Source organism: Streptomyces sp. E2N166 (assembly GCF_003671715.1).
In the GTDB taxonomy this organism is placed as follows: Bacteria; Actinomycetota; Actinomycetes; order Streptomycetales; family Streptomycetaceae; genus Streptomyces; species Streptomyces thinghirensis.
Genome location: NZ_RAIF01000020.1, coordinates 94,223 through 106,830 on the forward strand (window position 1 = coordinate 94,223; position 12,608 = coordinate 106,830).

At 72.2% G+C, this 12,608-nt stretch carries 10 protein-coding genes and 2 tRNA genes; 3 read left to right on the forward strand and 9 right to left on the reverse strand.

Annotation, left to right across the window (positions count from 1 at the left end; genetic code table 11):
• The 6 genes from EBH09_RS17380 to EBH09_RS17405 all read right to left on the reverse strand — a co-directional run.
• Positions 1–1,640: glycosyltransferase family 39 protein (locus tag EBH09_RS17380; RefSeq protein ID WP_121747988.1), on the reverse strand; the 1,640-nt coding region annotated here is incomplete at its 3' end.
• Positions 1,637–3,010 (reverse strand): bifunctional glycosyltransferase family 2/GtrA family protein, encoded by a 1,374-nt coding sequence (locus tag EBH09_RS17385; protein ID WP_121747912.1) that lies wholly within the window; start codon positions 3,008–3,010, stop codon positions 1,637–1,639. The genes EBH09_RS17380 and EBH09_RS17385, both read right to left, overlap by 4 nt.
• Before the next feature lie 14 nt (positions 3,011–3,024).
• Complete coding sequence (locus tag EBH09_RS17390) at positions 3,025–4,575, reverse strand: HAMP domain-containing sensor histidine kinase (RefSeq protein WP_121747913.1); 1,551 nt, start codon at positions 4,573–4,575, stop codon at positions 3,025–3,027.
• The gene (locus EBH09_RS17395; RefSeq protein ID WP_193776373.1) at positions 4,572–5,309 is read right to left on the reverse strand and encodes a response regulator transcription factor; all 738 of its coding nucleotides are present in this window, start codon (positions 5,307–5,309) and stop codon (positions 4,572–4,574) included. Before EBH09_RS17395 ends, EBH09_RS17390 begins: the two co-directional genes overlap by 4 nt.
• Positions 5,310–5,410: 101 nt before the next feature.
• Positions 5,411–6,301, reverse strand: a complete 891-nt coding sequence (locus EBH09_RS17400) for an amidohydrolase family protein (protein WP_121747915.1) — start codon at positions 6,299–6,301, stop codon at positions 5,411–5,413.
• A gap of 53 nt (positions 6,302–6,354) precedes the next feature.
• Positions 6,355–7,236 (reverse strand): DUF2797 domain-containing protein, encoded by an 882-nt coding sequence (locus EBH09_RS17405; protein ID WP_121747916.1) that lies wholly within the window; start codon positions 7,234–7,236, stop codon positions 6,355–6,357.
• A gap of 46 nt (positions 7,237–7,282) precedes the next feature.
• On the opposite strand from EBH09_RS17405, the gene EBH09_RS17410 reads away from it, so the two are divergent.
• Positions 7,283–7,642 (forward strand): helix-turn-helix domain-containing protein, encoded by a 360-nt coding sequence (locus EBH09_RS17410; protein WP_121747917.1) that lies wholly within the window; start codon positions 7,283–7,285, stop codon positions 7,640–7,642.
• An 18-nt stretch (positions 7,643–7,660) separates the two neighbouring features.
• On the opposite strand, the gene EBH09_RS17415 is transcribed toward EBH09_RS17410, so the two are convergent.
• The 3 genes from EBH09_RS17415 to EBH09_RS17425 all read right to left on the reverse strand — a co-directional run bounded on the left by EBH09_RS17415 (position 7,661) and on the right by EBH09_RS17425 (position 9,674).
• Positions 7,661–9,148 carry a penicillin-binding protein 2 gene (locus EBH09_RS17415; protein ID WP_121747918.1) on the reverse strand — a complete coding sequence of 496 codons (1,488 nt, stop codon included), beginning with the start codon at positions 9,146–9,148 and terminating at the stop codon, positions 7,661–7,663.
• 162 nt (positions 9,149–9,310) lie between these two features.
• Positions 9,311–9,383, reverse strand: a tRNA-Arg gene (locus EBH09_RS17420).
• A 200-nt stretch (positions 9,384–9,583) separates the two neighbouring features.
• Positions 9,584–9,674, reverse strand: a tRNA-Ser gene (locus EBH09_RS17425).
• 168 nt (positions 9,675–9,842) lie between these two features.
• Between EBH09_RS17425 and EBH09_RS17430 the strand changes: the two genes are divergently transcribed.
• Positions 9,843–10,310 carry an SSI family serine proteinase inhibitor gene (locus EBH09_RS17430; RefSeq protein ID WP_121747919.1) on the forward strand — a complete coding sequence of 156 codons (468 nt, stop codon included), beginning with the start codon at positions 9,843–9,845 and terminating at the stop codon, positions 10,308–10,310.
• Positions 10,311–10,555: 245 nt separating this feature from the next.
• Positions 10,556–12,608, forward strand: a 2,053-nt coding sequence (locus EBH09_RS17435; RefSeq protein ID WP_238697348.1) for a PAS domain-containing protein, incomplete at its 3' end; no start/stop codon positions are given.

Below are 12,608 nucleotides of genomic sequence, written 5' to 3' on the forward strand. Positions count from 1 at the left end.
CCGGGCCCCCCGCCCCGGCCGCCGCCACCGCCCGGACCGCCCATCATGCTCGCGCCTGCCGGGCCGGCCGTGACGATGGACCCGCTGTGCCCCTCCTGCACGGTACTCAGCGTGTACGCGGTGGGTGCCGCCAGCGACACCACGACGCCCAGCCCCGCCACCGCCGGAGCGAGCCGCCGCCCCAGCCGTCCGACGAAGACCAGCCCGAGCGCGGCGACCAGACCGCCGACGAGGACCAGCCACTTCAGCCAGGGCAGGTAGTCGGGCGTGCGGTTGAGCAGGACGTATCCCCAGGCCGCGGTCGCCGTGACGGCCGCGGCGAGGGTGAGGGACGCCCAGCCCCGCGCGCGCCGCTCCCACATCGCCGCCGCGCCCATGCCGACCACGGCCGCCAGGTAGGGCGCGAGGGCCACCGTGTAGTACTGGTGGAAGATGCCCGCCATGTAGCTGAAGACGGCCGTGGTCGTCAGCAGCGAACCGCCCCAGACCAGGAAGGACGCGCGAGCCGGGTCGGTACGGCCGCCGCGCCGCGTGGCGATCAGGCCCGCGGCGAGCAGGACGAGGGCGGCCGGGAGCAGCCAGGAGATCTGGCCGCCGATCTCGGAGTTGAGCATCCGGTCCCAGCCGGTCTCGCCCCACTGCCCGCCGCCGGCGCCGCCGGTACCGCCGCCACCGCCGCCGACGCTGCCGGTCTCCTCGCCGTTGAGCCGGCCGAGGCCGTTGTAGCCGAGGGTCAGCTCCAGGAAGCTGTTGTTCTGCGAGCCACCGACGTACGGGCGCGACGAGGCCGGCCAGAGCTCGACGACCGCGACCCACCAGCCCCCGGAGACGACGATCGCGACGGTCGACAGGGCCAGCTGCCCCAGCCGCTTCCTCAGCCGCACCGGCGCGCAGACGCCGTAGACGAGGGCGAGCGCGGGCAGGATCAGAAAGGCCTGGAGGGTCTTCGCGAGGAACGCGAAGCCGATCGCGACGCCGGCCCACACCAGCCACCTGGTCCGGCCGTCCTCCAGCGCGCGGACGACGAGGTAGCAGGCGACGGACATCAGCAGCGCCAGCAGCGCGTCCGGGTTGTTGAACCGGAACATCAGCGCCGCGACGGGCGTCAGCGCCAGCACGGCACCGGCGATCAGCCCGGCCGCGGGACTGAACCGGCGGCGCACCGCCGCGTACACGACGGCGACCGTCGCGACGCCCATCAGCACCTCGGGGACCAGGATCGACCACGAGCTCAGCCCGAAGATCCGCACCGCCAGCGCCATCGGCCACAGCGCGGCCGGGGGCTTGTCGACGGTGATGGCGTTCGCGGCGTCGAGCGACCCGAAGAAGAACGCCTTCCAGGACTGGCTGCCCGCCTGCACGGCGGCCGAGTAGAAGGAGTTGGCGTAGCCCGAGGCGCTCAGGTCGTACAGGTAGAGCAGGGCGGTGGCCAGCAGCAGGCCGAGGAGGGCCGGGCGGACCCAGCGGGGGTCCTCGGAGCGGCCCCGCCACAGTCTGCGGAGGCGCGGCCGCCGCGGCTCGCGTGGCGGCGGCGCGGTAGCGGGAGCCGGGGCGGCCACGGGGGCGGGCGGCGCCCCGTCCTGGCCGTCCGGGGGTTGCGCGTCCGCCGCGCGGGTCGTCCGGTCGTGGTGCGTCGTCATCGTCCGTCCCTCGGGTCGGTGTCGGCGGGGGGCACCGGCTGCAGGCGCACGGTGGCGTCGCTCCAGGTGCGGTACGGCTCCGGAAGCCGCCCGTCCGGCGGGTCCGCGATCAGCGGCGCGTCCACGGCGGGCGGCGCGTCCGGGAACACCCAGGCGCGGAAGAGCAGGAAGCGCAGCACGGTGGCCGCGAGGTTGGCGGCGATCAGTACCGCCAGCTCGGTGGAGTGGTCCGGGTCGGCCGTCGCCGCGTTCAGGGCGGCGAGCGAACCGGAGGTCAGGGCGAGACCGATACCGAGGACGACCAGCCCCTGCGCCTGGTGCCGGACGGCGCCGCCCCGGCCCCGCACTCCGAAGGTCAGCCGCCGGTTGGCGGCGGTGTTGGCGACCGCCGAGACCAGCAGGGCGAGCGCGTTGGCGGACTGCGAGCCGCCGAAGTGGCGGAAGCCGCTGTAGAGCAGCAGGTAGAAGAGAGTGGACAGGACGCCGACGACGCAGAAGCCGACGAGTTGGCGGGCCAGCCCCTGCGGTACGTCCGTCAGGTCGCGGTCGCGCGGGTCGTCACCGAAGGGCCGCGCCAGCCGGTCCAGCGGCAGCGATCCGGTGGCCAGGGCCTTGCCGACCCGCCACACGCCCTTGAGGTCCTCGGTCGCCGTCCTCACGATGTGCACGGTGGAGTCCGGGTCGTCGACCCAGTCGACCGGCACCTCGTGGATCCGGCACCCGGCGCGTTCGGCGAGCACCAGCATCTCGGTGTCGAAGAACCAGCCGGTGTCCTCCACCAGCGGCAGCAGCACCTGGGCCACGTCCCGGCGGATCGCCTTGAAGCCGCACTGGGCGTCGGAGAAGCGGGCCTGTAGGGAGCCGCGCAGGATGAGGTTGTAGGAGCGGGAGATGAACTCCCGCTTGGCGCCGCGCACCACCCGTGAGCTGCGGGCGAGCCGGGAGCCGATCGCGAGGTCCGAGTGACCGGATATCAGCGGGGCCACCAGCGGCAGCAGCGCGTTCAGGTCGGTGGACAGGTCGACGTCCATGTAGGCGAGGACCGGGGCGTCGGAGGCCGACCAGACGGTCCGCAGGGCCCGGCCGCGCCCCTTCTGCTCCAGCCGGAAGGTCGTGACCTCGGCGAGCTCCGCCGCCAGCCGCGCCGCGACGTGCGGGGTGGCGTCCGTGGACGCGTTGTCGGCGACCGTGACGCGGAAGGCGTACGGGAACGTCCGAGTCAGGTGATCGTGCAGTCTCAGGACGCACGGCCGGAGGTCCTTCTCCTCGTTGTAGACGGGGATCACTACGTCCAGGACAGGTGTACCGGCTCCTGCGGCCGGGAGATGCTCCCGCGCCGGCAGGGAGCCGGGAGAAGAGTCGGTTCGCATGGAACCGACTCTCCTCAAGTCCCCTGTCGTGCCCGTGTGGTGACGCTGTGCCGTGCCTGTGACTGCGGCGGCCCCTGCGTTTCGCCGGCCGGGAGCGCCGGGAGGTGGACGGTGAAGACCGTCCGCCCCGGCACGCTGCCGACCGTCACGGCACCGCCGTGCGCGGACGCCACGGCCTGCACGATGGCGAGTCCCAGCCCCGTCGAGCCGGTCGCCCGGGACCGCGCGGAGTCGCCGCGCGCGAACCGTTCGAAGACGCGCGGCAGCAACTCGGCCGGAATGCCCTGCCCGTTGTCCTCGACGTCGACGCAGAGCCACGCCCCGCCGGTCCGCACGCGGGCGGTGACGGTCGTACCGGGCGGGGTGTGGTTGCGGGCGTTGCCCAGCAGGTTGACCAGCACCTGCTGGAGCCGGGCGGTGTCCGCCGACACCAGTGCCGGTTCGTCGGGCAGGTCGAGCCGCCAGGTGTGGTCGAGCCCGGCCGCGCGGGCGTCACTGACGGTGTCCACGACGAGCGGTACGAGGTCGGTCTGCTCGAACCGCAACGGCCGTCCGGCGTCCAGGCGGGCGAGCAGCAGCAGGTCCTCCACCAGCAGGGTCATGCGCCCGGCCTCGGACTCGATGCGGCCCAGCGCGTGCCGGGTGTCGGGACCGACCTGTTCCCGCCCCCTGCGGGTGAGTTCGGCGTACCCCCGGATGGAGGCGAGAGGCGTACGCAGCTCATGGCTGGCGTCCGCGACGAACTGCCGGACCCGCGTCTCGCTCGCCTGCCGTACGTGCAGCGCACCGTGCACGTGGTTCAGCATCCGGTTGAGCGCGGCACCGACCCGGCCGACCTCGGAGTGCGGGTCGCACTCGGACTCCGGAACCCGTTCGTCGAGGTACACCTCGCCCGCGTGCAGGGGGAGTTCGGAGACGCGGGTGGCGGTGGCGGCGACCCTGCGCAGGGGGCGGGTGGCTACGCCGACGATGACGGTACCGGCGAGGGACGCGGCGATGAGACCGGCGGCGGTGACGCTGGCCTCTACGAGGATCAGGGTGTTGATGGTGCTGGTGACCTCGGCGGTGGGTACGGCGGCGTAGTAGCCGACCCTGTACTCCACACGGTAGGCGCCGAGATCGCCGATCTCGACGGTGTGCGTGCCCCCGTCCCGGGGGACGGAGGCCAGCGCGGCGCGTTCCGCCTCGGTCAGGGCGACCGGCGACGTGCCGCTGAAGTTGGTGCTGTCGTCGTCTTTGCGGCCGTACTTGGCGTCGACGACGACACCGTCCCGCACCTCGGCGACGACCGTGCCGCGCGGCTGCGGTCCGCGGGTGACGAACTCCTCCAGGTCGATCCGCTGCGGGCCGTCGCCGCCGGGCTCGGGGTCACCGGGCGGCCCGAACCCGGACACCCGTCCGGCTACCTCGCGCACCTGCCCGTCCAACTGCTCGTAAAGATGCGACCGCAACGCCACCGTGGTCACCGTCCCGATCACCGCGCACACCACCGCGATCAGGGCCACCGACGCGACGACGAGCCGCGTCCGCAGGGTCCGCGGCCGCGGGCGTCGCCGTCCGCTCACGCCGCGGGCTTGATCAGGTACCCGGCGCCGCGCCGGGTGTGGATCATCGGCTCGCGACCGGCGTCGATCTTCCGGCGCAGGTAGGAGATGTACAGCTCGACGACGTTGGCCTGGCCGCCGAAGTCGTACGACCACACGCGGTCCAGGATCTGCGCCTTGCTCAGCACCCGCCGCGGATTGCGCATCAGGAACCGCAGCAGCTCGAACTCGGTGGCGGTGAGGTGGATGCCGTCTCCGCCCCGGGTGACCTCGTGGCTGTCCTCGTCGAGGGTGAGGTCACCGACGACGAGTACGGACTCGGAGCGCCGGTCGGCGGCACCGGTGCGCCGGATCAGCCCGCGGAGCCGGGCGACGACCTCCTCCAGGCTGAACGGCTTGGTGACGTAGTCGTCCCCGCCGGCGGTCAGCCCGGCGATCCGGTCCTCGACCGCGTCCTTGGCGGTCAGGAAGAGCACCGGCACGTCCGGCAGGTCGCGGCGCAGCCGCCCCAGCACGCTCAGCCCGTCCATGTCGGGCAGCATCATGTCCAGCACAACGGCGTCCGGCCGGAACTCGCGCGCGGCCTGGACGGCACCGTGTCCGTCGCCGGCACTGCGGATCTGCCAGCCCTCGTAGCGCAGGGCCATGGACAGCAGCTCGGTGATGGACAGCTCGTCGTCCACCACGAGCACTCGGACGGGGCTCCCGTCCGGCCTCAGCAGTTCGGTGCGCCCCTGGGGCGAGGTCGTGGTCATACCGGACACGATGTCGGGGCGCTCTGAGAGCGCCCTTTCCCCAAGCTGTGATTTCTCTGAGAAACCCACAGGGGCGTCTCAGGTACCCCTCGTCAGGTCCTTCAGTGCCCCGGCAGCCCGAACAGCCGGGCCGCGTTGTCGTGGCACACGCCGCGCAGCCACGCGTCGCCCAGTTCCAGCCGCTCCAGCGCGCGCAGCTGGTGCAGGTAGGGGTACGGGATGTTGGGGAAGTCCGACCCGAGCAGGATGCGGTCGCCGAGGCCGGCCAGCCGGGGCAGTGCCCGTCGGGGGAAGGGGGCGAGACGCTCGCTGAAGTCGGTGAACGCCATCGTCGTGTCCAGCCGGACCTCGCCGTACCGCTCGGCGAGGTCCAGGAAGTCCTCGTACTCGGGCATCCCCAGGTGCGCGACGACCAGCCGCAGCCGGGGATGCCGCGCCAGCACCCGCGCGATGGGCTCGGGCCCGGTGTGCTTGCCGGGCGCGGGCCCGGACCCGCAGTGGATGACGACCGGCACGCCCGCCTCGGCGAGCACGCCCCAGGCCGCGTCGAGCAGCTCGTCGGCCGGGTCGTACGCCCCCACCTGCACATGCGCCTTGAAGACCCGCGCCCCCGCCTCGACGGCCTCGCGGACGTACGTCTCGACGCCCGGCTCCGGGAAGAGGGTGGAGGTGTGCAGGCAGTCGGGGGTCCGGCCGGCGAAGTCCACCGCCCAGCCGTTCAGCCACCGGGCCATGCCCGCCTTGTGCGGATACAGCATGGCGGTGAAGGCGCGCACCCCGAACCTCCCCAGTAGCGCCGCGCGTTCGCCCTCCTCCTGCCGATAGGTGATCGGCCACTCCACTCCGCCGGTCAGCGGGCCGAGGGCGTCGAAGTAGTCCCAGACCTTGCGCAGCACCCGCTCGGGCATGAAGTGCGTGTGCACGTCGACCAGTCCGGGCAGCCCCAGCTCCTCCCAGAACCGGCGGACCTGTCCGGCCTCTTGATCACTCATGGGCCAACGATCGCGTCCCGCGCGCCCGCGGACAAGGGGGAGCTGGGGCGAGGTCAGAACAGCCCGTCCTGTACTCCGGCCGCTCGTCTGAGCTCTCGCACGGGCACGGCGCACGGCTCGCCCTCGGCGGACACCAGCTCCCACCCCGTCATCAGCCGCGTGTCCAGCACGACGACCCCGCGCTCCGTCGCCAGCTGCAGATCCGGCCCGGCGGCCGCCACCAGCGCGCCACCGATCGCCCCACCCGCCACCAGCTCGGTCACCTCCCCCACGGCGGCCGGCCCACGGCCGTCCCCCTCGATCCCGAAGACGCCCGCGTGGTCCACGCCCCGGAACGGCTCCGGCGTCAGCGACTCCGGCCAGCCGCCGAGCGCCACCGCCCGCGCGTGCAACTCCGCGATCTCGGCCGCCCGCTCCGCCGCCGTCCCCGGCAACCCGGCCCGCACCTCCCGCTTGTGGGCGTACGGAATCCGGTCGGGCACGCCCAGCGCGGCCCGCAGCAGCTCCTCGGTCCGGCGCGCGGACATCAGAGGCCCGCGGCCCAGCCAGCTGAAGCAGACGGCCCCCTGCTCCAGCAACCGGGCGGATCCCCGCTCGTACGCGGTGATCCCCACCTTGACGAGCCCCGGCCCGAACCACGCCAGATAGACGCGGTACGGCCGCGGATCGTCCGCGATCGTGTCGGCGGCCACGGAGTGCGCCCGGTCCAGGCGCGCACACTCCTCGCACCGCGCCCCCGTACTCCGCCCCGTCACACCGGCCCGCACCGGACACGCGTGCCCCCGCGCTCCCACACATGTCCGCACACCCCCCTCGGCGACGGCGAAGGCCACCCGCTTCCCCCGGGTCAGCGCACTGCCGCGGCCCCCGGCCCACGTCAGCACGGGACCTTCGCCCGTCCAGCGAAGCCCCGCGCACTTCCATGCCTGTGCCATCGCCGTCGAGACTAGAGGCAGCCACTGACAACGGCGGAAGTACCGTATGGACATGGCAGAGAGTGAGCCGATGTGCCCCGAGCGGCTGGTCCTGGAGCACATCACCAGCCGCTGGGGCACCCTGGCCCTGATCGCGCTGCTGGAGCGCCCGTACCGCTTCAGCGAGCTGCGCCGTGAGATCGGCAGGGTCAGCGAGAAGATGCTGGCCCAGACCCTGCGCACCCTGGAGCGCGACGGCCTGGTCCACCGGGACGCCAGGCCGGTGATCCCGCCCCGCGTCGACTACTCCCTGACCGGCCTCGGCCGCGAGGCCGCCGAGCAGGTCAGGGACCTGGCGCTGTGGACGGAGCGGCGGATGGCGGCGGTCGAGCGGGCCCGCGAGGCGTACGACGCCGCGGGAGCCTGACCGCCACCGCCTCCGGCGTCACTGCCGCAGGACCGCCTCCATGACGCTCTTGGCGATGGGCGCACCCAGACCGCCACCGGAGATGTCCTCACGGGAGATGTCCATGTCGGTCGGGTCGATGAAGACGGCCACGGCGACGGACGACCCGTCGTCCTTCTTGCCGTAGGAGACGAACCAGCCGTACGGCACCTTGTCGTCCACGTTGACACCGCGCTGCGCGGTACCGGTCTTGCCGCCGACCGTGATGCCCTCGATCTGGGCGCGGCGGGCGCTGCCCTCCTTGGCGGTGAACTCCATCATCTGCTGGACCTTCTGCGCGGTCTCGGCGGAGACCGCCTCGCTCATCACCGCGGGCTCGGTCTTCTCCAGCGTGGCGAGGTCCGGGCCCTTGACCTCGTCGACGATGTACGGCTGCATCACCTTGCCGTCGTTGGCCAGCCCGGCGGTGACCATGGCCATCTGCATGGGCGTACTGGTGAGGCTGCCCTGTCCCATACCGGTGAGCGCGGTGCCCGGCGCGTCGAGGTTCTCCGGGTAGAGGCTCTTCGTGGCGAGCAGGTCGCCGAAGTCGTCGGAGTAGACGTTCTCGTTGAATCCGAACTTCTCGGCCGTCTCGCGCAGCTTGTCCTGGCCCAGCTCGGAGGCGGCGTCCAGGAAGACGTTGTTGCACGAGTACTGCATCGCGGTCTTCATCGAGGCCTTGTTGCAGACCGCGTCGCCGGCCTCGCTGCCGATCTTGTTGCTGGACTGCGGCAGGGGATACGGGGAGACGGCGTCGGTACGGGCGTCGACATCCGTGACGACCCCGTGCTCCAGCGCGGCGGCCGCGGTGAGGATCTTGAAGGTGGAGCCCGGCGGGTAGGTCTCCCGCAGCGCGCGGTTGGCCAGCGGCTTGTTCTTCTTCTTGTCGAGCGCCACGAAGCGGTCGGACTCCTTGAAGGTGCTGCCCGCGAACACCGACGGGTCGTAGGAGGGCGCCGACACCATGGCCAGCACCTTCCCCGTCGCCGGATCGAGCGCGACCACGGCGCCCCGCGCGCCCTTGAGGTCGGTCAGCCCCTTCCAGGCGGCCTTCTGCGCCTTCGGGTCGATGGTGGTGACCACCGACCCGGCCCGCCGGCCCTCGCCGCTGACGACGTCGGCGAACCGCTGGAAGGCCAGCCGGTCGTCCTTGCCGGTCAGGATGGAGTCGTAGGTCTTCTCCAGCAGCGTCATGCCCTGGGCCTGCGACGCGTACCCCGTCACCGGCGCGTACATCGGCCCGTCGACGTAGGTGCGCTTGAACTTGAGGTCGGTTCCCTCGGTCTCGGTGGAGCCGGTGATCGCCCGGCCACCGACGATGATGTCCCCGCGCGCGGTGGCGAACTGCTCGATCTGCACCCGCCGGTTCTTCGTGTCGGAGGCGAGCTCCGGGGCCCGGACGTACTGCAGCCAGTTCGCGCGGATCAGCAGGCCGAGCACCAGCAGCCCGCAGAAGATCGCCACGGCCCTCAGCGGCTTGTTCACCGGCGTCCTCCGTCGAGGCTCGGCCGGATGGATATCCGGTTTGATATGAAGAAGCGTCCTCGCAACATGGGCACACCCTAGACACAGTCGCGAACGGCGATCACCCCGGTGCCGGAACACCAGAGGCCCCGTCGATCATCTCGACGGGGCCTCTGCTCTGTGTGCACTCGGCAGGATTCGAACCTGCAACCTTCTGATCCGTAGTCAGATGCTCTATCCGTTAAGCTACGAGTGCTTGTCTTGTTCAGTTTTACCGCCGCTTCCGGCCCTTTCGGCCCGCTCGCGGCGACAGGAAGAACATTACATGACTGCCGCCGCCATGTGAAATCCATTGGCCACACTGCTTGTGACCTGCGAAAACAGGCTTTCGAGGCCGGACGCGCCCGGACAACACCGAAGCCCCGGCCGAGTGGGCCGGGGCTTCGATGATCCGTGCGGAGGCGGAGGGATTTGAACCCTCGATGGGCTTTAAGACCCAAACCGCATTAGCAGTGCGGCGCCATAGACCGGACTAGGCGACGCCTCCAGACAACATCACCATCTCGCGTGCGAGCGCGAGTGGCGCGTGCCGATGATGACACAGTTGAGCGCGCTGTCACCAATCGACCCCTACGGTACTAGGCGGGCAGGCCGCAGGGCAAAGCCTTACGGCCCGGTCGCGCAACGTCCGGCAGGTCGGCGCGTTAGTCAGGTCATGGTCCAGGTCACCCGCCTCCCCGCCGCCGCCCGTCTCCTCGGCGCCGCCGCCCTGTCCGTCGCCTCTCTCGCTTCCCTGTCCGCCGCGCACCCGGCCGCCGCCGGTACCGAGGCACCGAGCGTTGATCACCTGACGGTCACCGTCCGGGACGCCGGCGCGGGCGCGGACGGCACGTACGAGCTGTACTGCCACCCCCGCGGCGGCGACCACCCCGACCCGGACGGCGCCTGTGCCGTCGCCGAGCGCGACACGCGGTGGGGGGAGGGCGCCTTCGCCCCCGTCCCGGAGGGCAGCGTCTGCACCATGCAGTACGGCGGTCCCGCCACCGCGCACGTCACCGGGACCTGGGCCGGACGCCCCGTCGACGTGACGTACGACCGTCGCGACGGTTGCGAGATCTCCCGTTGGGACCGCATGGTGCCGCTGCTGCCCGAGGTGGGGTCGCGGGCGCGGGGACGGTCGTAGACGCTCCGGTACGGCATCGGGAAGGCGGTCGGGGCAGCGCCGGAAGACAGTCCGGTAGCGCTCCGGGAGGGTGGTGCGCGGGCATTCGGTCACACGTTCCGCGTCACTTCCTCGTGCGTCCTCCCTGCCATCCCACGCCGCCCGCCCGGCCCCAACCCTTAGACTCCCTCGCGTGACACGCTGTGGGCCGATTGGCAGGATGGCCCAGGCGGTCGGCAAGTGCGGTAACAGGAGGGAAGCGTCTCGTGAGCAGCAGGCCATCCCGAGGCACTGCTCGCCTCGCAGCCATACTGGACGCTCTGCCGGACGCGTTGGTACTGGTCAACGCCAACGGCACCGTCGTCAACGCCAACAGCATCGCGCTGGAGGCCTTCGAGACCCCGGGCACCGCGCTGGTCGGGCGCGGGCTGCTGGACCTGCTGCCGCAGTTCGACTCGCGGCTGATCCCCGGGTCCATGCGGCGGCCGGACCACATCGATCCGCGGGCGCGTACGAAGCCCACGCGGATGGTCGCCCGGCGCACCGACGGGACCGAGTTCCCGGTCGAGGTCACCAGCGCCAACCTGGAGACCGGCCAGCAGGCCTACGACAACTACGGCTACTCCGGCGACGAACTGCTGATGCTCGTCGTCCGCGACCTCTCCGGCACCGTCGACACCGAGGCCGAGCTGGCCCGTTCACAGCGGCAGACCGAGATGATCCTGCGGGCCGCCTCGGAGGGCGTCGTCGGGACCGACACCGACGGACGGATCGTCCTCGTCAACCCGGCCGCCGCCCAGATACTGGGTTACCGGGCCAGCGACCTCGGCGGCCGCGAGCTGCACACCCTCGTCCTGCACTCGCGGGCCGACGGCTCGCCCTTCCCGTACGACGAGTCCCCGCTCGCCGACACCCTGCGCTCGGGTCGCAAGCACCGGGTGCGCGGGCAGGTGGTGTTCGCCAAGAGCGGCGACCAGCTGCCGGTCGACCTGACGACCGCGCCCGTCCGCGACGGCGACCAGCTCGTCGGTGCCGTGATGACCTTCACCGACCGGCGCCCCTACGACGCGCTCGTCAAGGAGCACGAGGACGCGGAGAAGCGGCACGCCGAGGAACTGGAGCGGCTCGCCGAGGAGCACGCCTCCGAGCTGACCGCGCTGCGTCAGCAGCACGTGAGTGAGCTGGAGGAGCTGCGGGAGAAGCACGCGGAGGAGGTCGCCGCGGACGCCGACCGCTACGCCGCGCTCGGTGAGCGGGAGAAGGACCGCTACGAGGCGATCGCCGCCCGGCACGAGCAGCTGCTCACCCTCCTCGGCGGCTCCCTGCGCGGTCCCCTGGACGAACTGCGGCAGGAGCTCGCCGCACTGGCCGCGGACGACGCCGGGCAGCTGTGGCCCGAGGCCAACCAGGTGCTGCACCACCTCTCGGCCGGTTACTCGCGCATCACCACCCTCATCGACAACGTCCTCGGCTATCAGCGCCTCGACGTCGGCAACGAGAGCGTCTCCCGTTCGAAAGTGATGCTCGACGCCGTCGTCGCCGCCGGCGTCGACGGGGCCGTGGAACTGATCGGGCCGGGACGGGTGCAGTTCGCCGTGCACGCGCCGCCCATCGAGGCCGAGGTCGACGTCCGGCTGCTGGCCATCGCGCTCGCGCACCTCGTCGCGGACGTCGCGGGTGTCGACGCCACCGGCAACTCGCCGGTGTCGGCGACGGGCGGTTACCTGGACAACACCGTCGTGGTCGCGGCGGCGCAGCGCGGCGAGGTCGTACGCATCGAGGTGCGCGGTCCGTACACCGGGGGAGACCCGGTCCACGAGCCGATCGTGCGGGGAATCGTGCGGGCGCACGGTGGCGTGCTGCAGACGCACGAGGTGCCGGGCATGAGCGGCAACGCGTACGTGCTGGAGGTGCCGATCGGTGGTGGGGCGGGGGCCGTCGAGGCCCAGGCTCCGGGACCGGCCGCCCGAGGACTGGCCCCCGCACGGGTGCAGGCACAGGTTGCCGAAGTCGAGGGTGCCGCGGGTGTGGGCAACGCCCTGGCCGTTCAGGAGCCTGTCCCCGGTGGCGGGCGGCGGCGGGCTCGGCGGGCGTCCGTCGACGCGTTCCTGGAGAGCGAGGTCGCGGGCGCGGCGGGCGAGGACGACGAAGGGGCCGTCGCCGGTCCCGAAGGCTCGGGTACCGCACCGACCGGACGGCGCAGGCGACGGCGTGCGGCGCAGGCTCACGAGCAGGGACAGGGGCCGCTGGAGCAGGGTCCGGGGTCACAGGGGCAGGGTCCGGGGTCACGGGAGCAGGGCCAGGTGTCCGTGCCGCTTC